Below are 25464 nucleotides of genomic sequence, written 5' to 3'. Positions count from 1 at the left end.
GGCAATCGCGTTGCGTACGCTCCCGTCTTTCGGGGTCGAACGCAACGCGATGTGCGTCCTACAGGTACCTGCCTACGTGGGGTAGCGCCTTCTTGGGGGTCTTGGCGTTGAAGCCGTCACCGATGGCGCGCAGCTTCCATTCGCCGCCCTCGCGGCTGATCACGGCCATCGCGACGGCAGTGAACGGCATGCCGCCCTTGAGGGTGTAGCGCGCCAGCTCGGCCGAGGTCGTGTTGTCGACGAGCCGGCAGAAGGCGTTGTCGATCTCCTCGAAGGTCTGCCCGCGGTACGACGTCACAATGAACATCAGTGCGTCGACGGAGGCCGAAACCGATTGCAGCGCAACGTTGATGACCTCATCGTCGCCTTCGCCCGCACCCGTGAGGTTGTCGCCGGAGTGCATGATCGACCGGTCGTCGCTCGTGAGGTGCCCGTAGTAGACCGTGTCGACGCACCGGCCTCCGGAGAACATCAGCACCGACGCGTCGAGGTCGATGGCGCTCGACCGGCCGAACCGGCGGGTCACCGGGTCCCAGCCGAGGCCCATTCGGATGTTGGTGAGCTTGACGCCGCCCTCCTTGCGGAGCGTGACCTTCTGACCCTTCGTCAGGCTGACCGGACGATCCTTGCTCAGGCTGATCTCCGGTGCGCGTGGCGGGGCCGGCGGCGGTGTGGGTGCCGGCGGGGGAGTCGGAGCGGGCGGGGCCGGCGGGGGAGTGACCGGCGGTGCGTATGTCGGCGCGGCCTGGACAGGCGCGGGAGTGGGCTCGTCGTCGACGCTGACACCGTGATCGCGGACGAGGTCGGCGAAGCCGCCGGCATAACCCTGCCCGACGGCGCGCACCTTCCAGTCCAGATTGCGGCGGTAGATCTCGAGGGCGATGACGACCGACTCGGAGGTGAGGCCGGTGACGGTGTAGTCGTAGAGTTCGCGGCCCCCGGCATCGGTGACGCGCGCGACCGGCGGCGCGAACCGGCCGAAGGTCGAGCTCGGGTCGTCGAGTGTGATGACGGCCCGGACGGAGTCGATGTCCGCCGGGATCTGGTTGGTCGAGATGTGCAAGCGCGCAGGGCCGTTGGGTGACTGCTGCAGCGACACACCGGGGCCGGTGGGCTGGTTGTAGAACACGAAGTCGTTGTCACTGCGGACGACGCCGCGGTCGGTCACCAGCAGAGCCGACACGTCCGCGGCGGTCGAGAGGTCGACGGTGACGACGATCTGGGAGGTCGACAGCGGGCCGTTCTGGCCTTTGGTCAGCGAGGGCATGGTGCTCAGGGTAGTCACCGGCTCAGACGGCCTCCGAACGTGATCATCCGGGCGACAGATGCGATCGACCAGGCGACAGAGAAGTGTCAGTCGGGCAGCTTATGCTGCTCGTCATGACAGGAAGCCGGGTCGGCACGCAGTTCGGGCCATATCGTCTCGACGCGTTGCTCGGCCGGGGCGGCATGGGTGAGGTCTATCGCGCCTACGACACCACCAAGGAACGCACCGTCGCGGTGAAGCTGCTCAACCCGGGTCTCGCCGACGACGCCATGTACCAGGAGCGGTTCCGCCGGGAGTCGCATGCCGCCGCGCGTCTCGGCGAACCGCACGTCATCCCCATTCATGACTGGGGCGAGATCGACGGCGTGCTCTTCATCGACATGCGCCTGGTCAACGGCGAAGACCTCCGGGCATTGCTCGCCCGCGAGACGAGACTGGAACCGGCGCGTGCGGTCTCGGTCGTCGAGCAGGTGGCGGCTGCACTCGACGCCGCGCACGCCGACGGACTGACACACCGGGACATCAAGCCGGAGAACATCCTCGTCGACGCCAACGACTTCGCCTATCTCGTCGACTTCGGAATCGCCTATGGCGCCGACGACACCCATCTCACCCAGACCGGTACCGCTGTCGGCTCGATCGCGTACATGGCGCCCGAGTTGTTCGACGCGGCATCACCGGGACCCGGGACCGACATCTACGGGCTCACCTGTGTGCTGTTCGAATGCCTCACCGGCCAGGTGCCTCATCCGGCGAAGACCGTGAGTGCCGCGATCAAGGCGGCGGTGCTGTCGCCTCCGCCCGCGCCCAGTTCGGTCAACGCCGAAGTCCCTCCGGCGATGGACGCGGTCATCCGCACGGGCCTCGCCCCCGACCCGTCCGAGCGCTACCGGTCGGCGCGGGAACTGGCCGCGGCCGCCCGTGCAGCACTGACCGGTGTCTCGCTCGAGAAGGCGCCCGCTGACCCGGCGACCAGCATCATCAAGGCGCCCCACACCGTCATCGCTCCCGCCGACTCGGCCCACGAACCGACCCAGGTGCGCCAGACGACCGGTCCCGAGAACGCCCCCGGAACCCGGCAGATGTCCGGTCCGCAGACCTTCGGCGAGTCGCAGCAGATCGCGGCTCCGCCGTATTATTCAGGGCCCCAGCAGTATTCGGGACCCCAGCAGTATCCGTCCGCCTACGGGCCACCGCCCGGTTATCCGCCTTATCCGCAACCGGGGCGCCGGCGTTCGGCCGCCATACCGATCCTCCTCGGGCTGATCGCGATCGTCCTGGTGGGCATCGCTGTCGTCGTCGGCATCCTGCTCGCCGACTCGGGTGGCGGCAGTTCGGAGCAGGCCGCCGAGCCGACCACCCCGACCGTCACCGAGACGGTCGCCCCGCCGACCGTCGAGAACGCACCCCAGGGGCCCCGCGCTCCGGCGGCGCCGCCGCCGGGGTCCGCGCCGTGCGACGGGACGGTCGGAGTGGGGACGTCGGTGACCAGCTGCCCGTTCGCCTTCGCGGTCCGCGACGCGTACTTCCGCGCGGGACAGGACCGGTCCCCGCGGGTGGTGACCGCGGCGAGTCCGGTCACCGGTCAGTCGTATGCGATGAGCTGCGTTCCCGAGGGTGCGATCGTCACGTGCCGCGGCGGGAACGACGCGGTGGTGCACATCTACTGATGACGACTCCACAGCGGATGAAGTCCGTGGCGATCGCCCTCGGTTGTGTCGTGGCCGTCGCCGCCGGGTGCACGACCCCCGCTGATCCGGCTCCGATCAGCCCTGTCACCGTGACCGTGACCTCCACGCCGTCGGTGCCGCAGACACCGTCGACCTCCGTCGGGGCCCCCGGGGCGCCGTCGGGTTCTGCGTCGTACGGCGCGCTCGCCGCGAGCTTCCGGAAAGTCGCATCGTCGACCGGGCTGACCGTCGGCATCGCGGTCGCGCCGGTAGGTGGCGATGCGGTCCCCGCGCTGACCCTGGGGGACACCACCCCTCGGGTTGCGTGGTCGACGATCAAGGTGCCGCTCGCGGTCGCCGCCGAACGTCAGAACGGGCCGATCCCCGCCGCCTCTGCAGCGATCATCAACTCCGACAACGGCTCCGCCGAGGCGCTGTGGTCCTCGCTGGGCGGCGGCCAGGCGGCAGCCGACGCGGTCACCGCTGTTCTGCGGGACGGTGGTGACACCACCACGGTCGTCCCCGCGACGCCAGGCCGGCCGGGATACACGATCTTCGGGCAGACGATATGGGCACTGCCCGACGCCGCGACCTTCACCGCACACCTCCCATGCCTCGGTGGTGCGCGGTCGGTGGTCACCCTCATGGGGGAGGTCGCCGGAAACCAGCAATGGGGTGTCGAGGTCATGCAGGCGCCTCGGGCCACCGCCGTGAAGGGCGGCTGGGGCCCGGGGATGTCGGAGGGTTACCTCGTGCGACAGATCGGCCTGTTCACCTACCGCGACGGTCAGCGGACCGCGGTGGCGATGAGCGCGGTCGGCGGATCGATGACCGCGGGGATCGCGGCACTGGATGCGGTGGCCGGCTGGCTCGACGCCAACATGACCCGGTTGCCGCGCGGCCGCTGCAGCGCCTGACGGAGGTTCCCGGTCGCGACAAGGTCCCGATTGGGTATACGAGCTGGTCACCCGTCCAACGGTCGCAGTAGTCTTCTGTTTCTAAAGTGACTCAGGAGAATATTGTGAACGTTGTGACTCGGTGCGCGTTGGTCATCGGAGCCTTGATGATGTCCGTCGTCGTCGGAACCGGGAGCGTGAACGCGGTCCCGCTCCCAGCGCTCCCGCCGCTGCCCGAACCGTTTGCATCCTGGTTCACCCCGCCGGAGCCGGTCGAGAAGAAGCTGGCCAAGAGCTACGCCGCACTCCAGAAGTCGATGAAGAAGTCGCTCCCCGGGCAGCTCGGCGTCGCGATCGCGCCGATCGGCGGCGACCAGGTCATCTCGCTGGGATCGCTCAAGGCGGGGCGGGCGTGGTCGACGATGAAGGTGCCGGTCTCGCTGGCGGCCCAACGCAAGCGGGGGGCCGGCCGTCGCAGTGATGGAGAGCAAGGCGATCACCTTCTCCGACAACGACGCCGCGGGTGAGCTGTGGGGTGCGCTCGGCGGTGGTCACGCCTCCGTCGACGCCGTGACCGCGGTGCTCCGCGAAGGGCACGACACCCGGACGCACGTCTCGTCGGAGGTCGACACCCCGGCGTCGTTCCCGGGTTACACCTCGTGGGCGCTGCGTGATCAAGCGCTGTTCGGTGCGCACCTGCCGTGTCTTCCCGATAGCGAGAACATCATCCGCCTCATGAGTGACGTCGCCCCGAATCAGCAGTGGGGCATCGCCAAGGTCGGCCGGAACAAGGGAGCGGTGACCGCAGTCAAGGGCGGCTGGGGACCGGCAACGTCGAAATCCGGCGGCCACCTGGTGCGTCAGCTCGGCATCATCAGCACGGTCGACGGTCAGGTCGCGGTGTCGATGGCGGCGATCCCGCGGAGCGGATCGTTCACCGACGGCACCAAGATGCTCACCCGATTGGGCAACTGGCTCGGCAAGAACCTGGCCGAGCTGCCCAAGGGACGGTGCTGAGCGGTCGGAGCGTTCAGCTCGACGCGTGCGCGGGTGCGGCTGCCGGTGTGCCCGCCGGCCGGCACAGGGCTGCGGCGATCGCGGTTGTCAGCGGCACCGAGAGGGCGATGGCGATGCCGCCGACGAAGGATCGGGCCAGCTCGACGGCCACCACGTCGGTGGTGAGCAGACCGCCGAGCGGCTGCTGGGCCACCGAGAAGAGCAGCATCAGTGGCAGGGCGCTGCCGGCGTAGGCGAAGACCAGCGTGTAGACGGTGCTCGCGATGTGGTCGCGGCCGACGCGCATCGCGGCCTTGAACGTCGCGAGTCGGGTGGGTTCACCGGCGGCGGCCAACTCGAAGGCCGCCGACGCCTGCGTGATGGTGACGTCGTTGAGGACACCGAGGGTTCCGATGATGAACCCGGCCAGCAGGAGGCCGCTGACCGAGATGTTGCCCGAATAGACCTGCAGGTTGGTGGTCTGGTCGCCGGACAGTCCGGTCAGGTTCATCGTCTCGATGGCGAGCCAGCTCAGCAGGCCTGCCATCAGCAGCGAGGTCAGCGTGCCCAGCAGGGCCGAACTCGTGCGGAGGCTGACGCCGTGAGCGAGGTAGAGCACGACGAACAGGATCGCCGCCGACGACACCACGGCGACCGCGACCGGGGAGGAACCGTCGAGGATGGCGGGCAGGGTGAACCCGCCGAGGACGATGAAGGCGAAGGCGAGACCGATGATCGACCGGAACCCACGCCACGCGGCGACCAGGACGATCGCCGCGATGAACAGGATCGCCCAGATGATCGTGGCGGTGCCGCGCTGGAAGTCGAAGAACGTGTACCGGTTGCCCTCCGGGCCGGGGACCGTGGACAGTCGGATCGCGTCGCCGACGTGCAGCGTGGGCTGACCGGCCTGGGGTTCGTCGAGAGAACCCGGTACGGGCGCGCCCTCGGGACCCGGTTCGGCGCCGGACTGCGCGCGCTTCGTCGGGATCTCCAGCACGGTGTACCGGCCCTCGACCTCGCCGGAGTCGAAGCGCACCGCATTGAGGATGCAGGGACCGCCGGCGACCGGGTTGACGGGGATGTCGGCGGTCTCGAGGACCGAGCCCGCCGCCGGGTTCAGGCAGTTGGCGCGGAACTGGTCGACGACCTCGCCGTTGACCGTCTGGATCGACCCGCCGTCGGCCGACCGGAACTGGGTGGGCACCGGATGTTCGGAATCCGACGGCCACAGGACGATCATGCCGATGGTCACGGCCACCGCGGTGACCGCCAGTGTCCCGATGACCAGCCACCGGGCGAACGGGGACAGCATGTGGGAGATGTCGGTCAGCGAGTGCGGGTGACCGTGATGTTTGCGCTCCACGCCGGTGAGCCTATGCGCAAGCGCCCGGATCGCGGTATGCGACCCGGGCGCCCGGCGGCGGTGCGGGGAAACCCGTCACAGATCGTGACCTACAGCGGCAGGAGGATGTTCTTCACCTGCGGATCGGTGGCCAGGAATTCCTGCACGGCGGGATCTTTGAACGCGGCGACGAGGTTCTTGATGTTGTCGGTGTTCTCCCACTCGGTGCCGATGGTCAGCTGTCCGGCGAACTCGTCGGGGGCCGGGGGAGCGTAGATCTGCTTCTCGATCGGGATGTTCGCGGCCAGGTAGTACTCGGTGTAACCGACGGTGGCGTCGAGGTCGGTCAGCGACCGGGACTGTGCGGCGAAGTCGAGCAGCACGAACTGCAGTTTGCGCGGGTTGGTGGCGATGTCCTTCTGGGTCGCCTTCCACTTGTCGATGCCGGGCTTGAGGGTGATCAGGCCGGCGCGCTCCAGCAGCCAGAGCCCCTGGGCCTCGTTCGCGGGATCGGAGTAGAGCGAGACCTTTGCGTTCTGCGGGAGGTCCTGGGGGGTCTTGTACTTGTCCGACCAGATACCGAAGCCCCAACGAAAGACCGGGGTGGCGGCGACTTCCTTGAAGTCGGGATTGGCCTCGAGGACCTGCGACAACCACAGCTTGTGCTGGTAGATGGTGCCGGCAACCTCTCCGTCGCTGACCGCGCGGTTCAGGGTCGTCGAGTCGGCGAGGCCCCTGAACGCGACCTTGATGTCGTATTTCGGTGCGACCTTCTCGGCGATGAACTCGACGAGGGCCTGCTCGGCGGCGTTGCCCTCGGCGGTGACCACGGTCAGCGTCGCGCCGGGGGTCTCGTTGGGGGAGGCCTCATCCGATCCGAGGAAGCGCCACCCGAGCACACCGGCCAGTACGGCGACGACGACCAGGGCGCCGGCGATCAGCGGCCAGCGCCGCCGCTGGGAGATCTCGATGTCGGAATTGCCTGCGGGAGGCGGTGTTTCGGACGATGTGCCCGACACGCCGGTGGCGGAACCGGTGTCTTGAGACATGGTTGGACCTTTCAAGTGTGTGGTGAGGGTGATGCGAGGGGTGTACGTGCGGTGACCCGGAAAGACCTGGGGTCAGTGGTTGACGCGCTTGGAGGTCGCCGGGTTGAGGCTGCGTGCGAGTGCGTCGCCGGCCAGCTGGATGAGCGCCACGGTGATCACCAGCACGATGATCGTGGCGACCATGACGCCCTGGTCGAAGCGCTGGTAGCCGTAGGTGACCGCCACGTAGCCGAGGCCGCCGGCGCCGATCGTGCCGGCGATGGTCGAGTACTCGATCATCGCTATGGTGTTGATGGTCAGGCCGCCCACGATGCTCGGCAGTGCTTCGGGAACCTGTGCCTTCCAGATGATCTGGGCGTTCGAGCCGCCCGAGGCCCGGGCGACGTCGATGGTCGACGCAGGCACCGACCGCAGCGAGTTCTCCACGATGCGGGTGAAGAAGGCGATACCGGCGATCGACATCGGGACCACCGCCGCGGCGATGCCGATGTTGGTGCCGGTGACGAGGCGGGTGAACGGGATGATCGCCGTCATCAGGACAAGGAACGGCAACGATCGGCCGATGCTGATGATCCACGACAGCGGCGTGTGCAGCGCCCGGTTCTCGAAAAGTCGACCGGGAGCCAGATTGTGGACCAGCGCACCGAGCGGGACGCCGACGACGAGGACGACGACCATCACGATGCTGACCATGAGGACTGTGTCGATGAACGCCGGCCACAGCAGATCGGGAATCTCGTCGAGCGGCACGGTGATGGCGGCCAGGTTGATCGTGCTCATGCTGCCACCCCCGCCTTCTTCTTCTCGAGCGCGTCGTTGTCGGCCTGGTTCTCGATACCGCCGACGGGATCGGTGTCCGGTGCGGGTGCCTCCCCGACGCGCGCGGCGAGTCCGAGCTCGCTCGCCGCACCGACGAATGCGGACGCATGGCCGGTCGGGACGGAGACGGTGAGATCGCCGAAGGCGGTGCCGTCGATGGTCTGGACGTTGGCTCCGAGGACCGAGATCGGGATGCCCAGGCTTCCGCCGATACGGGTGAGCCAGTCGGCCGGCACGGTCGTCGAGTTGTAGACGACGTTGACCGCGGTCTGGTCGCCGGACGCGGACGCACTGGGGCCACGGGGCCGAAGCGCACGTCCGAGAACGGAATCCGGGTCCAGCACGAGCTCTTCGAGGCGTCCGTGTTCGACGATCCGGCCGTGGTCGAGTCGGCCGACGGTGTCGGCGACCCGCACGATGGTGTCCATCTCATGCGTGATGAAGACGACCGCGAGGCCCAACTCGTCCCGAACCTCGGTCAGCAGCCGGAGGAAGGTGTCGGTGGCGGCCGGGTCGAGTCCGGAGGTGGCCTCGTCCGACAGCAGCACCGACGGCTTCAGCGCCAGAGCACGTGCGATGCCCACACGTTGACGCTGGCCGCCGGAGAGCTGATGCGGGTACAGATCGGCCTTGTCGGCCAGGCCCACCAGGTCGAGTAGGTCGGCGACCCGTGACCGGGTGGACGCCTTTGTCGCCCCCAGATACTCCAGCGGAAGGGCAACGTTCTGGGCGGCGGTCCGTCGCGAGAGGAGGCTCGCCGACTGGAAGACCGTGCCGATCCGGCGGCGGGCGTCGCGCAGTCCGGAGGTGCCGAGGGCGGTGAGGTCCTCACCGTTGACGACGACCTTGCCCGAAGTGGGGCGTTCCAGGAGGTTGAGGCAGCGCGCGAGCGTGCTCTTGCCTGCGCCGGACGGTCCGACGACGGCGAAGATCTCGCCGGAGTCGACGGTGAACTCCACTTCGTCGAGAACAGTGGTCGGGTTCGGCGATCCGACCCCGAAAACCTTGGTGAGTCCAACGACTTCGATCATCGTGCGGTCCCGATCACTTCGTTCCGGCGGCGGCGAGGCGGTTGCGCTCACGGATCGAGTCGTCGATCGTGGAGTTCACGCCGCCGACCCGGTAGGTCGAACCGCGGTGGTTCTCGGGCAGGTGGTCGCCACGACCGAAGAGCTTGTGCCGCAACGTGCCCGGGACGTATTCACGATCGTAGACGCCGCGGCGCTCGAGCGCGGGGATCACGTGGGTGACGATGTCCTCGAAGGAACCCGGGGTGACGGCGTAGGCGACGTTGAAGCCGTCGACGTCGGTCTCGGCGACCCAGTCCTGCAACTGTTCGGCGACCTCGTCGCCCGAGCCGATCAGGACGGGTCCCATGCCGCCGATGCCGCCCCAGGCCGCGATGTCGCGGACACGCCATTCCTCGCCGCTCTCCGAGGCCTGCTGGAACGCGGCGACCGCCGACTGGATGGCGTTGCTCTCCACGTTGCCGATCGGCTCGTCGATGTTGTAGCTCGCGAGGTCGATGCCCATCCATCCGGACATGAACACCAGTGCGCCCTCTTCGCTCGCATAGGACTGGTACTCGGCGGCTTTCGCGCGCGCCGCCTCGGGCGTCGAGTCGGTGATGATGGTGAGCAGCGTGTAGATCTTGGCGTCGTAGGCGTCGCGCCCGGCGAGGACGAGTTCCTCGCGGATCTTGCTCACGACGTCGCGCAGGATGGCCTTGGTCGGCGCGGCGACGAAGATGGCCTCGGCGTTCTCTGCCGCGAAGCGGCGCCCGCGAGGAGAGGCACCGGCCTGGTAGATGACCGGCGAGCCCTGCGGCGACGGCTCGGACAGATGAATGCCCGGGACCTTGAAGTGCTTGCCCTCGTGTCCGATGTGGTGGACCTTGGCCGGGTCGGCGAAGATGCCCGCCTCGCGGTCGCGCCGGACCGCGTCCCGCTCCCAAGAACCCTCCCAGAGCTTGTAGAGCACGGTCAGGTACTCGTCGGCGTGGTCGTAGCGGTCGTCGTGCGCGAGCTGGTCGTCGTCGCCCATGTTGCGCGCACCCGACGGCAGGTAGCCGGTCACGACGTTCCACCCGACGCGACCACGGGTCAGGTGGTCGAGCGTCGACATGCGGCGCGCGAACGGATAGGGATGCTCGAAACCGGTCGCGGTGGTGACGCCGAAGCCGAGGTTCTTGGTCGCGTGCGCCATCGCCGAGACCAGCAGAAGCGGGTCGTTGACGGGGATCTGGGCGCCCTGGCGTATCGCGGCTTCGTCGGTGCCGGACAGGACGTCGTAAGTCCCGAGGACGTCGGCGATGAACAGGCCGTCGAAGCCGCCGGTCTCCAACAGGCGGGCGAGATCGACCCAGTAGTCGATGGTGTTGTAGTTCCACGACCGGTCGCTCGGATGGCGCCACAGGCCGGGGGACTGGTGCGCAACGCAATTCATGTCGAACGCGTTGAAGCGGATCTTGCGGGTGGAGCGCGTGCCGTTGTCGGGGGTCACGGCAGGCTGGTTCTGTTCAGACACCGGAAGAATGATGCTGACGGATGTGCGGACCCGCCATCTTTGCGCGCACGGCGAACTAAAATTGCCGCATGCGTGCCACAGATGTGCTAATCGACGGTCTCGGTCGCGTCTCCGAGAATGTTCACGCAGTGCTCAGCGGCCTGGAACCCGAGGTCTTGAACCGGGCCCCGGCGCCGGGCGCCAACACGATCGCCTGGTTGGTCTGGCATCTGACACGTGTTCAGGATGCGCAGGTCGCCGACGTCGCCGGCGCCGACGAGGTGTGGGTGAGCGCCGGCTGGGCCGAGCGATTCGATCTGCCGTTCTCGCCGGCCGACACCGGCTATGGTCATTCGACCGATGAGGTGGCCCGGGTCGTCGTCGACGATGCGGGCCTGCTCCGCGACTATTACGACGCCACGCACGCCGTCAGCGTGGACTACATTGCGGCGCTGACCGATTCGGATCTGGACCGGATCGTCGACACCAACTGGGATCCGCCGGTGACGCTCGGCGTCCGGTTGGTCAGCGTCATCGACGACGACGCGCAACACGTCGGACAGGCCGCATATCTGCGCGGGCTGTTCGGCTGACACGCCGTACCGGATGGAGAGGCAGGCCGACCCTAGGGCTCCAGGCCGGTCGCCCCGTTCGCACCCGTCAGGCGCGAAGGATCAGGACCTGCAGCCCTTGAAGGTCTGGAAGTCACCGGCGAATGCGGGGCCGCCCTTGCAGGTCGGGGCGTTCTTGCCGTCGACGACGACCTCGGCGCCCGGTCCGGCGATGCCGATGGCCAGGCCGCCGCGCACACCGGTCATGGTCACGGTCGCACCGGGGCCGAGTGCGATGGCCGCGGGTCCGGCGAAGTTGTCCGCAGTCGAGGTGGCCTTGCCGCCGTTGTCGGTGATGGCGAGCGCGAGACCGTTGGGGCCCGACTCGGCGCTGCAGGAGGTCGTGGAGGAGCTCTGACCGGGCAGGGCCGGACACACCGACGGTGCTGCACCGGCCGACGGGGCGGCGGCGAGCGATACCGCGGTGGCACCTGCCGCCGCGACGACAAAACCGAGGGCTGTACGCGCAACTGTCTTCATTTTCGGACTCCTTTGTCTAGTACTCGGCCAGTACCGGGTTGGGGTGTCGTGCATATGCGATTCGGATTCGCCGCGGGGCCGGATGGGCGGCCGGGGAAATCGTCCCGCACGAGGTGGATGCCCATTGCGCGTAAGTTGAAACTGTGCAATTGCGAATTTTCACCGAACCCCAGCAAGGTGCGACCTACGATCAGCTGCTCGCCGTGGCGAAGGCGACCGAGGATCTCGGCTACGACGCCTTCTTCCGTTCCGACCACTACAGCGGCATGGGTGGCGACGGGTTGCCGGGCCCGTCCGACGCGTGGATCACGCTGGCGGGTCTCGCGCGTGAGACCTCGCGCATCCGCCTGGGCACGCTGGTCTCGTCGGCCACCTTCCGTCTCCCGGGCCCGTTCGCGATCGCGGTCGCCAACGTCGACCAGATGAGTGGCGGCCGAATCGAACTGGGGCTCGGGGCCGGCTGGTACGAGCCCGAGCACAAGGCCTACGGGATCCCGTTCCCGTCGATCAAGGAACGGTTCGATCGTCTCGAGGAGAGCTTCGAGATCATCACCGGCCTGTGGGGCACGCCTGAGGGCAGTCAGTTCGATTACCGCGGTGAGCATTTCCAGATCAGCAACTCCCCGGCACTCCCGAAGCCGGTGCAGAACCCGCGTCCGCCGATCATCGTCGGTGGCAGCGGAAAGAAGCGCACGCCGGCGTTGGCGGCGCGGTTCGCCGATGAGTTCAACGTGGTGTTCCAGCCCGTCGACGTCGCTCGCGAGTTGATCGGCAACGTGCGCGCGGCCTGTGCCACGGCAGGGCGTCGTCCCGAGACGATGACGTACTCGGGAGCTCTCGTCTTGTGTTGCGGCAGTACCGAAGCCGAGTTCCGGCGTCGCGCCGAGGCGATCGGCCGGGAACCGGACGAACTGCGCGAGAACGGCGCCGCGGGCACGCCGGACGAGGTCGCGGCCAAGATCGAGAGCTACCGCGAACTCGGTATCACCCGGATGTATCTCCAGACACTGGATCTCGACGACCTCGACCACCTCGACCTGGTGGCGTCGAAGGTGGCACCGCAGCTCGGCGGTTGACCCGGCAGGAAGGCTCAGGCGACGCCGGCGTGCATCTCCCAGAACAGGATCTCGGCTCCGCCGGTGCGGTGTAGGGAGATCTCGCCGGCGTTTCGCGTGCGAACGGCATCACCCTCGCCGAGGGTCGTGCCGTCGAGTTCGACGCTCCCTCGTGCGACGTACAGGTGACCGTAGGGTGCGTCGGGCAGCGTCACCGTCTTTCCGGCGGGCATCCGTGCCACATGTAGGGCGGCGGCGGAGTTGTTGATCGTCACCGGCGTCGTCGTCGCGTCGCGGGACAGTCCGGAGGCGACCACCACGAGTTCGCCGGTCGCCAGCGCACCGGAGACGTCGGCCTCGGCGTATCCGGGTTCGAGGCCGGCCTCGTCGGGTGCGACCCACATCTGGACGACGCGCAGGTCGGTGCCGTCGAGGCGGCCGGTGGCGTTGCCCTCGCTGTGGGCGATCCCGCGACCGGCCGTCATGCGTTGCACCACTCCGGGTTTCAGGATTCCGTCGTTGCCCGTGGAATCGCGGTGGCGCAGTGCTCCTTCGAGAACCCATGTGACGATCTCGGCATCGCGGTGCTGATGGCGGTCGAGCCCCTCGCCCGCGTCGACCCGATCGTCGTTGTGCACGAGCAGGACTCCGTGGGCGTTCGCGGCGAGGTCGAAGTTGCCCGTCGCCGGGAAAGACTGCCAGGACTCGAGCCACTCGTTGCGCCAGTGATGGCGCTCGGTGGCACGGATGATGGTGAGCGACATCAGGTCTCCTGGTTTCTCGGGTGGGTGGCGTCGAGATGCGCGGCGAGTCTTTCCATCACCGCACGCAGTTCGCGTCCGTCCGAGGGGCGGAGTGCGGTGAAGAACAGGTCGTCGACGCACCGACCGTGGTCGTGGGCGGCTTCGCGGAAAGCGGCACGCCCGGCCTCGGTGAGCACCGCGTAACTACCACGCCGGTCCTCGGCGGCGCGTTCGCGCTGCAGCCAACCACGTTTGACCATCGCGTCGACCTGGTAGGACAGACGCGACGTGGAGAACACCATGCGGTAAGACAGGTCTCGCATCCGCAGTCGGCCGCCCTCGCTCTCGTGCAGGATGAGCAGCATGCTGTAGTCGGCGAGACTCATCCCGGCGGTGGCACGCAGGTCGTCGTCGAGCATGGTCTGCAGCCGCGCGGCGGTCTCGATGAAGACGCGCCACGCGGCCTGCAGATCGTCGGACCCGGCGGGGGAGTGTCGGGCCATGGATCAGCGAACGGTGTGCGGCATCAGCGCATCCGGGGGGATGACACCAAGTCGGCCGGCTTGATAGTCCTCGATCGCCTCGACGAGTTGCTGCTTGGTGTTCATGACGAACGGACCGTACTGGAACACACGCTCGCGGATCGGCCGGCCGCCGAGCAGCAGGACCTCCAGCGCGGGACGGTTGCTGTCCTGCGAACCGTCGGCGGCCACGGTGATCCGGTCACCCTTGCCGAGCACCGCGAGCGACCCCTGTTCGATGGGAGGACCCTCCGCGCCGACCCGCCCACGCCCGGACAGCACGTAGACCAGCGCGTTGAACTCGGGATTCCACGGAATCGACACCCCTGCACCCGGTTGCACCGTGGCGTGGGCCAGGGTGATAGGTGTGTGGGTCGATCCCGGCCCGCGGTGGCCGTCGATCTCGCCGGCGATGATCCGGATCAGCGACCCGGCGTCCGGGGAGGTCACCAGGCCCACCTGACCGCCCTCGAGATTCTGGTAGTTGGGCGGGAGGAACTTGTCCTTGGCGGGCAGGTTCACCCACAGCTGGATGCCGTGGAACAGCCCGCCCGACTCGACCAGCTCGGCCGGTGGGGTCTCGATGTGCAGGATGCCGGACCCGGCCGTCATCCATTGCGTCGCACCGTCTTCGATGAGGCCGCCGCCCCCGGCGGAGTCCTGGTGGGCGAACCGGCCGTCGATCATGTAGGTCACGGTCTCGAAGCCGCGATGCGGGTGCCAGGAGGTGCCCCGCGGTTCGCCGGGTTCGTAGTCGACCTCACCCATCTGGTCCATGTGGATGAAGGGATCGAGGTCGGCGGCGGAGACGCCGGCGAAGGCGCGCACCACCGGGAACCCTTCTCCTTCGTATCCGCGCGGTCCGCGCGTGACCGAGCGGACGGGTCGTTCGATGGCGTCGACCCCGGGCGAGGACAGGCGCGCCAGAGTCAAGGTGTCGGCGGAGACGGCAGGCAGGAGGTGCTCCTTCGTTCGTGAGTCACTCAAATTTGAGCAACTCTGTGTGCCTCAACCGTCGAGGGCGCCGGACTATTCCTCACGCGTTCGCTCTCCCGGTGGCCGACCGGTGGGCGATAATCCAGCCCATGGTCGACACCTCGTCATCGAAGCCGCCCGAGCGTCAACGCATCAAGAAGCTGGCGCAGGCCGCATTCAATGCCGACGTGACGGTCGAGCAGCTGGAGGGGATTCTCGCCGACATGGGCGAGACCCTGGAGGGCCTCGGCCCGACCATGGGGAATCTCGACGCGACGATCGAGAAGCTGGATGCGACTCTCGTACGGATGTCGGGAACACTCGACAAGGTGGACACCACCGTCGGCCGGATGTCCGATGTCGTGGCGCGGCTCGAGCGGGTCGTCGCCCGGGTCGAGGTGCTGGTGGGGATCGGCGAGGCCGCGCTTCGTCCGCTCGGAGTGCTCGAGTCCGCGGGCAAGTCGGTCGCGGCGCGGCTGGGCCTCCACTGATCCGCGTTCGTGTGAGCAGGGCGCCAGAGCAGGAAACGAGAGAGCAGGGAATGACACCGGAAGAGCACAGTTTCCGCGGACCGCACGGCCAGACCATCGTCTACGACGTGCACCGGCCCGAGGGCGATCCGCGCGGCGTCGTGGTGATCGCCCACGGACTCGCCGAACACGGTCGACGGTACGGTCACGTCGCCCAGCGCCTCGTGGACGCGGGTTATCTGGTGGCGCTCCCCGACCACATCGGTCACGGACGGTCCGGCGGCAAGCGGATGCGCCTGCGCCGTTTCGGCGAGTTCACCGGCGACCTCGACACCGTCATCGCCCACGTCTCCGACGACGCTCTCCCGACGTTCCTCATCGGCCACAGCATGGGCGGCTGTATCGCGCTCGACTACGCACTCGACCATCAGGAGAAGCTCGACGGTCTCATCCTGTCGGGTGCCGCGGTGCTGCCGGGGAACGACCTGTCTCCGCTCGCGGTCAAGGTCGCGCCGATTCTCGGGCGGATCGCGCCGGGACTGCCGACCACCGCGCTGAGTTCGTCGAGCATCTCCCGCGATCCGGCCGTCGTCGCGGCCTACGACGCCGATCCGCTCGTCTCGCGCGGAAAGATCCCGGCCGGGCTGGGCGGGGCGATGATCGCCACGATGCAGTCGTTCCCGGAGCGCCTGCCGTCACTGCAGCTGCCGGTGCTCGTGATGCATGGCGGCGCCGACGCCCTCACCGACCCGAAGGGCAGCGAACTCGTCGAGCGGCTCGCGGGTTCGGAGGACAAGACGCTGGTCATCTACGACGACCTGTTCCACGAGATCTTCAACGAACCCGAGCAGGACGTGGTCCTCGGCGAGGTCGTGAGCTGGCTTGTCGCCCACACTCGTGTGAAGTGATGTTGGTTCTGCCGGTGGAAACTGCCCGGTGTGGGACCGCTGATCGCTACGGCAGGTCGAGCACGGCCTGCACGAGTCGCCATACGTCGTCTGCGGTCTGATCCAACTGGGACTCGTTGCCCGCGGCGAGTGCGATTGCGACCAACCTGACGGTGCCTCCCGCGGCGAAGTCGAGGTCACTGGGGCGTGCATCCGGGTGGGCTTCGGCGAGGTGCTCGGTCAACCACTCTTCGAAGGCCGAGCGGACCTGACCCCACGTCGCCCGGTCACCGAGAAGGCCCGCGAAGGCCCGGGGCTGCGCGCCGATGTCGGCGAGAACGCGTCTGATGACCGCAGGTGTGTCGTCTCGGTCGGATTCAGGGACCGAGGCGAGGATGTCGTCGAACCGCGATCGGACCATGTCCGCCAGGAGTTCATCAGGTGATGAGTAGTGCTGGTAGAAGGTCGGCCGGCTGACCTGTGCGCGCTGGCAGATGGCCGAGATCGTGATTGCCCCCGACCCCTGCTCGAGGACGAGGCCACGAGCGGCGTCGAGTAGCGCAGTCCGACTGCGTACCGAGCGTGCATCCGTGCTGGTTCGACCGACTGTCGTCATCGTCACTCATTTCAACTTTGCCGATCGCTATTTTACATCTGTAAGGTTTCTTACAACTGTAAGACAACGTTCTCGTGGAGGAGCCTTTCATCATGTCATCTGGACCACCCGGCGCCGCGACGAGCTGGCCGAAACTTCTGGCGGCTCTGGCATTTCCGATTTTCATGGCCCTCGCGATGCCCGCGGCCTATCTCGCCGCCTTCCACGAGCCAGAACCGACCAACATGGTGGTGCAGATCGTGGGCACCGGCGACCGAGCCCAGAAGCTCGCGACCGGAGTCGGTGTCAGCACCGAGGGCCGGTTCGACGCAGCGGTGGTCGCCGACACGGAGACGGCGAAGCGCGCGCTGGCCGATCTCGACAGTCGTGCGGCATACGACCCAGAGACCGGCGACCTCTTCATCGCTTCGGCGGGAGGCGCAGCAGCGGCACAGGCGGTGACCGCCGTCTTCACCGAAGTCGCCGGTCAGAGCGGTCAGACACTCAGCGTCACCGATGTGGCTCCGCTGCCCGAGCAGGACCGGGTCGGGGTGTCGTTCCTCTTCATCGGCCTCGCCGCGATCTTGGCCGGCTTCACCACCGCGACGATGCTCGGTATGGTGCTGCCCGGTCTCGGACTGGGACGCCATCTCGCGATCCTGGGTGGGATGAGCGTGATCACCGCGGTGATCGGGACGTGGATCGCCTACGGCGTCTACGGTGCGTTGAGCACCAACCTGCTCGCGGTGGGCGCGATGCTCACAGTGCTGTCAGCCGTGACCGGGTTGATCCATCTGGGAGGCCTCCGGCTGATCGGTTCCGAGATGACCGTCGTGTCGGTCATCCTGTTCATCATCCTCGGGATACCCGCCTCTGGTGCCGGGGTTCCGGCCGACATGGTGCCCGGGTTCTTCGGATCGCTGCAACACTTCCTGACGACCTCGTCTGGTCTGGATGCCCTCCGGCGGATCATCTACTTCGACGGCGCGGGAATCGCGGCGGACCTGACCACGCTGGCGATCTGGACCGTGGCCGCGATCGGGATGTTCACGCTGGCGACGCTGAAGCGGCCGGGGAAGGGCGGGGAGGAAGTCCTCCCGATCGCCGTCCCCACGGAGCCGGCCGAGCGGCGCCTCTTCACCCGGCGGTTGACCGCAGGTGTGATGACCCTGCCGCTGTTGTTCGCGATCGTCATGCCTCTCGTGTTCGTCGGGCTCTTCCACAGCCCGGCACCGCGTTCCATGCCGATAGCGGTGATCGGCTCCGGTGCGCCCGTGACGGAGACGGTCGCCGGCCTCGAGGCCGCAGCCGGCGACGCGCTCGATGTCGTCGTCGTGCCCGATGCCGGCGTGGCCCGTCAGCAGCTCGAAGATCTCGAACTTCGTGGCGCGGTGGACCCGATGCGCGGCGACGTCTACGTCGCCTCCGCCGCGGGCATGCAGGCCGCTGCGGCGGTCGAGTCGCTGCTCACCGGCGTGGTCGAGTCGGGTGGGCGCACGGCAACGATCACCGACGTCGCACCGCTGCCCGCCGAGGACTCGGTCGGTGCGAGTTCGCTCTACCTCGGCATCGGTGCCGCTGTCGGCGGGTTCCTCGCTGCGGTGATCGTCGGTGTCTTCGGTGGCGGCCTGCGAACCCGGGTTCAGGCGCTCGTCGTGGTCGCGGTGGCCGTGATCAGCGCGGCCATCCAGGTGCTGTGGGGCTGGACGGTGTTCGACATCTTCGACGGCAGCGCGCTGTCCGCGTTCGGCATGCTCACCGCACTCGGGATCACGATCGGCCTGATCACGCTGGCCGGGTTCAAGCTCATCGGTCCCGCGCAGCTCCTCATCACGCTCTTCGTGTTCATCATTCCCGGAGTGGCCGCGAGCGGTATCGCAGTCCAGCTCGACTTGGCGCCGTCGTTCTACGGGGTGCTGCACGCGATTCTGCCCACAGCGCAGGGACTCGGTGCGATCCGTGACGTCATCTACTTCGATGGCGCCGGTGTCGGTAGCAGTCTCGCGGTCATGGGTGCGTGGGCGGCCGCGGCAGTGGTCTGTCTCGTCTGGGCATCGCGACGTGCGGGCAAGGCGGACCGGTCAGGAGAGGAAACCGCCGACGACCAGGCGGTGGAGACCGACGAAGGTCAGGTTCTCGTGGGGGCCGTCGACGCTCCCTGACGCGTCCACCGATTGTCTGTGGTCAAAAGGGCACCTGGGTCTGTGGTGGTATTCCGCCGCCGACCCAGGTGCCCACTGTCGTGAGGGAGTGCTCAGGCCACGCGCACTACGACGCCGGCGAGCAACACCAGCACTCCGCCGATCTCGCCGACGATCAGCGCGAGCATGAACAGATACGTCCCCGGCATCGGGTTCTCGAACTGATTCGTGGTGTCGCGCAGGGCGCCGTGGATGCAGTACGCCCCGGTCGCGGCGACGAAGAAGACGATCGGAACCGCGGCGGCCAGCACATTGACGACCGGCGAGAACGCACTCAGCTCGACGAGGGCCGCGAGGACGAGGGTCGCAAACGAGTACATCAGCGCCGCCCGATGAGCGATGTCGACGTAGACGTGCGCGGTGTGTTCGGGCGACGTGCGGATCCCGTGGTACTTCCACACACCCAGTGCCAGACCCCAGACCAGGATCAGCCCGGAGGCGATCACCACGGCGATGGTGTCGGTGCCGACGAGGTCGGCCAGATCGGCGGAGTTCACCTCGTAAACCTATCCGCTGTGCGCGGTGGCGACGAGGGCCGACAGATGGACCAGCAATAGGTATCGCTCAGCGATACCTATTGCTGACTCCCTCAACGGAGCGGGCTTACCGAACCGGTGTCGTGGTCGTCGTCGACGACGCGGGCTGCTCCGAGACCGGCGGAGCCGACGGCGCGGGCTCCGGTGCGGAGGGGTCCGTCGTCGTCGCGGCGGATTGCTCTGCAGGGGCGGCGGATTCGGCCGCTGCCGACTCGGGTGCGGCGGGTACGGATGCCGACACGTCATCGCTCGACGGTGCAGCCGACTCCGAGGCGTCGGACGGGCCGGCCGATTCCGACGACGAGGTCTCCGACGACGGGGAGGAGGCGTCGGTCGACTCCAGTGCGGCCAGGACAGTGGCGTCGAGGGCGGGGGAGGCCGCGGCGGCCTGTTTCACGGCCATCGTGACCTTCGCGGGGGCCTCGGGATCAGGGCTGCCCGATGCCGACACGACCGTCGTCTTCGCGGTGACCGGCGGGTTGTTGCGCAGCGCCTCGAGGACGTGACCCTTGCCGTCGCCGAGAGCACGACCCCAGTTCTCCCAGGTGTGGCCGCCGTAGTTGGGCAGCGAGATCACCGACGCGCCGGACTGCTTGGCCTGCAGCTGCATCAGCACGGTCGACACCGCCGACAGGATCTCCAGCGCGATCGCCGAGATCTGATCCTGCGGGGCGAGCTTCGCCAGCTCGGACGGGGTGAGGAAACCGTTGCCCGACGAGATGACCAGCACCTGACCGTTCTCCGCGAGCTTGCCGACGTTCTTCGACGGGTCGTTGTCGGTCCAGCGGGTGCCGCCCGGCTTGCCCCACATGTTGACGATGCCGCTGACGTAGTTCGACACCAGGCTCTGCGTCGCGAAGACGCCGAGGGCGCCGATCGGGTTGTCGGTCTGGTAGTAACCCGACATCGCCTGGACGACCTTGAACTGCTCGGGGTGCCGCTCGGCGAGCGTCACCGCGGGGCCGCCCGACATCGACAATCCGACGATCGCGTTGTTGTTGCGGGCGACGCCGAATTGCTCCTCCAGGTACGCGGGGAGCTCGGAGGTCAGGAAGGTCTCCTGCTTGATGATGGTGTTGTTGCTGCCTGCGCCACCGTCCCAGTCGGTGTAGAACGACGACGCGCCGCCGACCGGCATGACCAGCGTTGTGTCGGCCTTGGCGTCGTAGACACGGGCGGCCTGGACGTCGGTGGTCCACGCCGAGCGGGTCTCGCTGGCGCGCATGCCGTCGAGCAGGTAGACGCCGCTGTCGCTGCCGCTGGAGGCGCGGATCTGGACGATCACGTGACGTTGCTGGGATTCCGACCACACCTTGCAGTTCTGCACGAAATATCCGGAGGAGTCCCAGGTGCAGCCCGGGCGCAACTTCTCCGGATGCCCGCGCAGGGCGCTGGCGGTGTTCGACGAGTCGAACAGCGTGCTCGCCCCGAACAGGCCGAGCGTGAGGATGGCGACGACCGAGATACCGGTCAACACCCGCCGGCGCGGCGAGAGACGACGGGGCTTCGGGCTGGGGGCCTCGGAACCGGGGGCCTCGGAAGGGCTGGCCTGGGATGAGTGCGACATAGAGCTCCTGACATACGTGGCCACCCGAAGATCGCGTCGGTGCCGATGTCAAGAATGTCGTTCGACGACCCGACCGGCGTTACGCCGGCTCTGTTCAGCCTGCTGCCTTCGCTGTTCGGATGGCGACCTCGGCCGTCTGCTCGGGGCGTTCCCACCAGAACATGTGCCCGACGCCGGCCCACCTTTCGAGGGAGGCGTCGGGGATGGCCGCGGCGAGCCGTTCGCCCTCGGCGACGCCGATGACGTCGTCGACGTCGCCGTGGATGACGGTCGTGGGGACGTCGATGGCGGCCAGCCGATCGCGGGTGTCGTGGCCCGCACAGGCCGCTGCCTGGGCAGCGACCACCGCCGACGGCACCTTGCGCAGTGTGGAGAACTTCGTGAACTTCTCGAATGCGCCGTCATCGGAACAGAATCCGGGGGACAGGTTGACCTCGAACGCGGTGCGGGCGACGCGCGCGGCGTCGCGGGCGGCGATGGCCTCGACCAGGCGCAGCGCGCCTGAGGTGCCGATCGCGCCCGGACCGCCCGCGGTGGTGCAGCCGAGGACCAGGCTGCGCACACGGTCGGCGTGGCCGAGGGTCAGCTCTTGGGCGATCATGCCGCCCATCGACGTGCCCAGGACGTGCGCGGTGTCCCAGCCGAGGCCGTCGAGGACACCACGCGCGTCGTCGGCGAGGTCGGCGATGGTGAACGAACCCTCCGCGCGGCTGCTCCCGCCGATGCCGCGATGGTCGTAGACGGCGACCTGGAAATGCGGGGTCAGTCGGTCGAGGAGTTCGGCGGTCCACATCTCCCGGTGTGCGGACATGCCCGCGATGAGCAGAAGCGGCTCGCCGGTGCCGGTCACCTCGACGTCGAGGACGGTGGTCGAGTCGGGGTGGGTGGGGATCAGCATGAAGGCCGATCGTACTCACGGCGCCTGCGACGCGTGGGCGTCGTGCGATAAACACACGCGATCAATCCCGGGAATCTGTGTCCTTGTCCTCGCCGGATACGGAGCTAGCCTCGCCCACATGTACGCAACCGGCTTCGAGCGGCCCACCGGTACCCGGCCGAGCCCGTCGTCGATGCTGCGCGATGCAGGCGGGACCTACCTGGCGAACGGCCTGATCGGACTGATCTTTGCCGCGTCGGGACCGGTGGCGGTGATCCTCGCGGCGGGTGCGGCGGGCGATCTCACCACAGCGCAGCTGTCGTCGTGGATCTTCGGGGTCTTCGTGCTCAACGGCATCCTGACGGTGGTTGCCAGCTGGGTGTATCAGATGCCGCTGGGGTTCGCGTGGACGATCCCCGGCACGGTGCTCGTCGGTTCGGCTTCGGCGCACCTGAGGTGGGCAGAGGTCGTCGGTGCGTTTCTCCTGACCGGCCTGCTGATCGTCCTGGTGGGTCTGACCGGGCGTGTGCGACAGGCGATGTCGGCGATACCGATGCCCATCGTGATGGGCATGGTCGCCGGAGTGTTCCTGCAGTTCGGCCTCGACGTCGTGGGCGCGGTCGGGACCGACCCCTGGGTCGCGGTACCGATCGTGGTGGCCTTCTTCGCGCTCCAGTGCCATCAGACGGTGAGCCGGCGGGTCCCGCCGATCATCGGCGCGTTCGTGGTGGGTGCCATCGCGGTCGTCGCGACCGGGTCCTTTCACATCGACACCCCGGCGTCGTCGATCGTGGCGGTGCCGGTCTTCACGGTCCCGGAGTTCACCGTCCGGGCAGCGATGGAACTGGTGGTGCCGCTCGCCATCACCGTGATCGTCGTACAGAACGGACAAGGGGTCGCGGTGCTGCGCGGCGCCGGACACCGTCCGCCGGTCAACGTGATCACCGTGGCGAGCGGGTTGTGGTCGGCACTCGCGGCGTCTGTCGGGGCCATCTCGTCGTGCCTGACCGGCCCCACCAATGCCTTGCTGGTGGCGGGCGGCCGTCGCGACCGTCAGTACATCGCGGCACTGACCTTCGGTGTTCTCGCGATCGTGATCGGTGTGTTCGCGCCGGTCTTCGTCACGCTCATGCAGGCGATGCCGGCCGCGTTCATCGCGACGGTTGGCGGTCTGGCGCTCCTCGGTGCGCTGCAGGGAGCGTTCCGCGGGGCATTCGGCTCTCGGTTCACGATGGGCGCGCTGTTGACCTTCCTGGTCTCGGTGTCGGACCTGACGGTCCTGAACATCGGTTCGGCCTTCTGGGGGCTCGTCGCCGGGATGGCGGTGTCCTGGGTCGTGGAGCGCAACGACTTCCGCGCCGAGGACCCGGTCTGAGCACCGACGGACGCGGCACCGACAGACGGAAACCGGCGGGCACATGTGGATGTGCCCGCCGGACCTGAGAGAGGATGTGGCGTCAGGCGCCGTAGCCGAGTAGCGACTTGACCTCGAGGAACTCGTCGAAGGCGTAGTCGCCCCATTCGCGGCCGTTGCCACTCTTCTTGTAGCCACCGAATGGTGCGACCGGGTCGACCGTGGCACCGTTGAGACCGATCGAACCCGCGCGGATGCGCGAACCGATGCGGCGGACCTCGTCGATGTCCTTGCCGGAGACGTAACCGGCGAGGCCGTATTCGGTGTCGTTGCCGATCTTGATCGCCTCGTCGATCGAGTCGTAGGCGATGACGACGAGGACCGGACCGAAGACCTCGGTGCGGGCGATCTCCATGTCGTTGGTGACGTTGGTGAACACCGTCGGCTTCACGTAGTAGCCGGTCTCGAGACCTTCCGGGCGTCCCGCGCCGCCGATGACCGGGGTGGCGCCGTCGGCGATCGCACGCTCGATGAGGCCCTGGATCTTCTCGAACTGTGCCTCGGAGACCACCGGGCCGAGCTGCACATCGGTCGTCGGATCGCCGACGGTGATGTTCGGCTCGACCGACTTGGCGATCTCGGCGACCTCGTCGAGACGGGAGGACGGCACGAGCATGCGGCTCGGGGCGTTGCACGACTGGCCGGAGTTCATCATCATCGCCGCGATGCCGCCGGCGACGTTCTTCGCGAAGTCCTCGTCGTCGAGGATGATGTTCGGGCTCTTGCCGCCGAGCTCCTGGGCGACGCGCTTGACCGACGGGGCCGCGGTCTTGGCTACCTCGATGCCCGCACGGGTGGACCCGGTGAACGAGATCATGTCGATGTCGGGGTGGGCGGCCAGCGCGGCGCCGACGCCCGGTCCGTCACCGTTGACGAGGTTGAACACACCGGCGGGAACGCCTGCGGCGTCGAAGATCTCGGCCACGATGGCGGCAGAGAACGGTGCCACCTCGGAGGGCTTGAGCACCATGGTGCAGCCGGTGGCCAGGGCCGGGGCGACCTTGCACATGACCTGGTTCAGCGGCCAGTTCCACGGCGTGATGAAACCGCAGACGCCGATCGGCTCCTTGACGATGCGGTGTCCGCCGCGGTCCTCGCTGAAGGAGAAGCCGGGTAGCTGGGCGGCGGCGGTCATCAGGTGGCCGAGGCCGATCGGAACCTGCGCGGCGTTGGTGAGGCCGACGGGGGAGCCCATCTCCTCGGTGACCGCGGCGGCGAGATCGCCCATGCGGTTCTGGTACTCGGCGATGATCCGGTTGATGACCTCGAGTCGCTCCTCGACGGTGGTCTGGCCCCAGGTCTCGAAGGCGCGACGGGCGGCTTCCACGGCGGCGTCGACATCGGCAGCGCTTCCGATCGCGACCTGGCCGGCGGCCTTCTCCGTGGCCGGGTTGATCACGTCGATGACGTTGAGCTCGGCGGGTTCCACCCACCGGCCGTCGATGTAGAACTTGGTGATGTCCGGCATATCGCCTCCGTTGTCGCACTGATGTGAGGACATTTGTTGTCGATTTCACACTCTATGCCTTGAGGCGGCGGAGGTCTCGCGATTCCGGTAGCCGGAAGAGGTCGACGGGTGGGACATTTTGGGACAGCCGTCCCAGTCGCATTTTGCGACAGTTCGTCCCGAGGTCGGGGACTAAGGTCGAGGCATGATTCTCATCGTCGTGAAATGGCCCATCAAGCCCGAGTATGCGGACGAATGGCCGGAGCTGTCGCGCGAGTTCACCGAGGCGACGCGCGCCGAACCGGGCAACAAGTGGTTCGACTGGTCGCGTTCGCTGGACGACCCGCACACCTACGTGCTGGTCGAGGCATTCGACGACGACGCGGCCGAGGCGCATGTGACCTCGCCGCACTTCAAGCAGGCGCAGCAGGAGCTGCCCAAGTACCTGCAGCGGACCCCGGACGTCATCAACACCACCATTGACGGGGACGAGTGGTCGAAACTGGGCGAGTTCGAGGTCGCCTGACCGACGCCGCCG

General features: G+C 67.8%; 24 protein-coding genes and 1 pseudogene. 10 read left to right on the top strand and 15 right to left on the bottom strand.

Translation table 11 applies throughout. From position 1 onward, the window contains the following. Positions 1–58 precede the first annotated feature (58 nt). Positions 59–1267, bottom strand: a complete 1209-nt coding sequence (locus tag C5O27_RS19895) for a TerD family protein (RefSeq protein WP_127963466.1) — start codon at positions 1265–1267, stop codon at positions 59–61. A gap of 101 nt (positions 1268–1368) precedes the next feature. On the opposite strand from C5O27_RS19895, the gene C5O27_RS19890 reads away from it, so the two are divergent. The 3 genes and pseudogenes from C5O27_RS19890 (at position 1369) to C5O27_RS19880 (ending at position 4850) form a co-directional block, all read left to right on the top strand. After that, positions 1369–2937 (top strand): serine/threonine-protein kinase, encoded by a 1569-nt coding sequence (locus C5O27_RS19890; protein ID WP_208651516.1) that lies wholly within the window; start codon positions 1369–1371, stop codon positions 2935–2937. Further along, positions 2937–3854 carry a serine hydrolase gene (locus C5O27_RS19885; RefSeq protein ID WP_127963464.1) on the top strand — a complete coding sequence of 306 codons (918 nt, stop codon included), beginning with the start codon at positions 2937–2939 and terminating at the stop codon, positions 3852–3854. The genes C5O27_RS19890 and C5O27_RS19885 overlap by 1 nt, the downstream gene beginning before the upstream one ends. 149 nt (positions 3855–4003) lie before the next feature. Next, positions 4004–4850, top strand: a pseudogene (locus C5O27_RS19880) (hypothetical protein). Positions 4851–4863: 13 nt separating this feature from the next. On the opposite strand, the gene C5O27_RS19875 reads toward C5O27_RS19880, so the two are convergent. From C5O27_RS19875 to C5O27_RS19855, 5 genes are all read right to left on the bottom strand, one after another. Further along, positions 4864–6195, bottom strand: a complete 1332-nt coding sequence (locus tag C5O27_RS19875; protein WP_127963463.1) for a YibE/F family protein — start codon at positions 6193–6195, stop codon at positions 4864–4866. A gap of 89 nt (positions 6196–6284) precedes the next feature. Beyond that, positions 6285–7223 carry a MetQ/NlpA family ABC transporter substrate-binding protein gene (locus C5O27_RS19870; RefSeq protein ID WP_127963462.1) on the bottom strand — a complete coding sequence of 313 codons (939 nt, stop codon included), beginning with the start codon at positions 7221–7223 and terminating at the stop codon, positions 6285–6287. Positions 7224–7295: 72 nt separating this feature from the next. Further along, positions 7296–8003 (bottom strand): methionine ABC transporter permease, encoded by a 708-nt coding sequence (locus C5O27_RS19865; protein ID WP_127963461.1) that lies wholly within the window; start codon positions 8001–8003, stop codon positions 7296–7298. Further along, the gene (locus tag C5O27_RS19860) at positions 8000–9073 is read right to left on the bottom strand and encodes a methionine ABC transporter ATP-binding protein (protein WP_127963460.1); all 1074 of its coding nucleotides are present in this window, start codon (positions 9071–9073) and stop codon (positions 8000–8002) included. Before C5O27_RS19860 ends, C5O27_RS19865 begins: the two co-directional genes overlap by 4 nt. Before the next feature lie 13 nt (positions 9074–9086). Beyond that, entirely contained in the window at positions 9087–10544 is a 1458-nt protein-coding gene (locus C5O27_RS19855) for an LLM class flavin-dependent oxidoreductase (RefSeq protein ID WP_127963888.1), read from the bottom strand. Positions 10545–10636: 92 nt separating this feature from the next. Between C5O27_RS19855 and C5O27_RS19850 the strand changes: the two genes are divergently transcribed. Further along, on the top strand, positions 10637–11140 hold the full coding sequence (locus C5O27_RS19850) for a mycothiol transferase (RefSeq protein WP_127963459.1): 504 nt from the start codon (positions 10637–10639) through the stop codon (positions 11138–11140). Between the two features lie 81 nt (positions 11141–11221). Here C5O27_RS19850 and C5O27_RS19845 read toward each other — a convergent pair whose 3' ends face one another. Then, a complete protein-coding gene (locus tag C5O27_RS19845) occupies positions 11222–11638 on the bottom strand; it encodes a DUF6764 family protein (RefSeq protein WP_006357658.1) in 417 nt (138 codons plus the stop codon). Between the two features lie 143 nt (positions 11639–11781). Between C5O27_RS19845 and C5O27_RS19840 the strand changes: the two genes are divergently transcribed. Next, complete coding sequence (locus C5O27_RS19840; RefSeq protein WP_127963458.1) at positions 11782–12714, top strand: LLM class F420-dependent oxidoreductase; 933 nt, start codon at positions 11782–11784, stop codon at positions 12712–12714. 14 nt (positions 12715–12728) lie between these two features. On the opposite strand, the gene C5O27_RS19835 is transcribed toward C5O27_RS19840, so the two are convergent. Genes C5O27_RS19835 through C5O27_RS19825 form a run of 3 tightly spaced genes read right to left on the bottom strand, consistent with a single transcriptional unit; the run spans position 12729 to position 14914 of the window. After that, positions 12729–13457, bottom strand: coding sequence for a pirin family protein (locus C5O27_RS19835; protein WP_127963457.1), 729 nt, complete (start codon positions 13455–13457; stop codon positions 12729–12731). Then, positions 13457–13939, bottom strand: coding sequence for a MarR family winged helix-turn-helix transcriptional regulator (locus C5O27_RS19830; RefSeq protein WP_035750459.1), 483 nt, complete (start codon positions 13937–13939; stop codon positions 13457–13459). The genes C5O27_RS19835 and C5O27_RS19830 overlap by 1 nt, the downstream gene beginning before the upstream one ends. Positions 13940–13942: 3 nt before the next feature. Next, positions 13943–14914: a pirin family protein gene (locus C5O27_RS19825; RefSeq protein WP_035750462.1), complete on the bottom strand. Its 972-nt coding sequence runs from the start codon at positions 14912–14914 to the stop codon at positions 13943–13945. 128 nt (positions 14915–15042) lie between these two features. Here C5O27_RS19825 and C5O27_RS19820 point away from each other — a divergent pair, with 128 nt between their 5' ends. Beyond that, positions 15043–15423 (top strand): hypothetical protein, encoded by a 381-nt coding sequence (locus tag C5O27_RS19820; protein ID WP_005195626.1) that lies wholly within the window; start codon positions 15043–15045, stop codon positions 15421–15423. 50 nt (positions 15424–15473) lie between these two features. Continuing rightward, the gene (locus tag C5O27_RS19815; RefSeq protein ID WP_127963456.1) at positions 15474–16310 is read left to right on the top strand and encodes an alpha/beta hydrolase; all 837 of its coding nucleotides are present in this window, start codon (positions 15474–15476) and stop codon (positions 16308–16310) included. A gap of 46 nt (positions 16311–16356) precedes the next feature. Here C5O27_RS19815 and C5O27_RS19810 read toward each other — a convergent pair whose 3' ends face one another. Further along, positions 16357–16905: a TetR/AcrR family transcriptional regulator gene (locus C5O27_RS19810; protein WP_119031742.1), complete on the bottom strand. Its 549-nt coding sequence runs from the start codon at positions 16903–16905 to the stop codon at positions 16357–16359. A gap of 92 nt (positions 16906–16997) precedes the next feature. Between C5O27_RS19810 and C5O27_RS19805 the strand changes: the two genes are divergently transcribed. Then, positions 16998–19046 (top strand): hypothetical protein, encoded by a 2049-nt coding sequence (locus tag C5O27_RS19805; RefSeq protein WP_127963455.1) that lies wholly within the window; start codon positions 16998–17000, stop codon positions 19044–19046. 92 nt (positions 19047–19138) lie between these two features. Here the strand turns inward: C5O27_RS19805 and C5O27_RS19800 are convergent, their stop codons facing one another. From C5O27_RS19800 to C5O27_RS19790, 3 genes are all read right to left on the bottom strand, one after another. Continuing rightward, a complete protein-coding gene (locus C5O27_RS19800; RefSeq protein WP_119031744.1) occupies positions 19139–19582 on the bottom strand; it encodes a hypothetical protein in 444 nt (147 codons plus the stop codon). 106 nt (positions 19583–19688) lie between these two features. After that, complete coding sequence (locus tag C5O27_RS19795; protein ID WP_035750474.1) at positions 19689–21188, bottom strand: alpha/beta hydrolase; 1500 nt, start codon at positions 21186–21188, stop codon at positions 19689–19691. A 94-nt stretch (positions 21189–21282) separates the two neighbouring features. Then, entirely contained in the window at positions 21283–22086 is an 804-nt protein-coding gene (locus C5O27_RS19790) for an alpha/beta fold hydrolase (protein ID WP_127963454.1), read from the bottom strand. 118 nt (positions 22087–22204) lie between these two features. Between C5O27_RS19790 and C5O27_RS19785 the strand changes: the two genes are divergently transcribed. After that, positions 22205–23440 (top strand): benzoate/H(+) symporter BenE family transporter, encoded by a 1236-nt coding sequence (locus C5O27_RS19785; protein ID WP_006357678.1) that lies wholly within the window; start codon positions 22205–22207, stop codon positions 23438–23440. 82 nt (positions 23441–23522) lie between these two features. Here C5O27_RS19785 and C5O27_RS19780 read toward each other — a convergent pair whose 3' ends face one another. Continuing rightward, on the bottom strand, positions 23523–24947 hold the full coding sequence (locus tag C5O27_RS19780) for an aldehyde dehydrogenase family protein (protein ID WP_006357679.1): 1425 nt from the start codon (positions 24945–24947) through the stop codon (positions 23523–23525). 184 nt (positions 24948–25131) lie between these two features. Here C5O27_RS19780 and C5O27_RS19775 point away from each other — a divergent pair, with 184 nt between their 5' ends. Continuing rightward, a complete protein-coding gene (locus tag C5O27_RS19775; RefSeq protein WP_006357680.1) occupies positions 25132–25452 on the top strand; it encodes a putative quinol monooxygenase in 321 nt (106 codons plus the stop codon). The last annotated feature ends 12 nt before the right edge of the window (positions 25453–25464 follow it).

Source organism: Gordonia alkanivorans (assembly GCF_004011905.1).
In the GTDB taxonomy this organism is placed as follows: domain Bacteria; phylum Actinomycetota; class Actinomycetes; order Mycobacteriales; family Mycobacteriaceae; genus Gordonia; species Gordonia alkanivorans.
The sequence above is the reverse complement of the archived record's forward strand: the minus strand, read 5'-3'. Positions and strand labels throughout refer to the sequence as shown.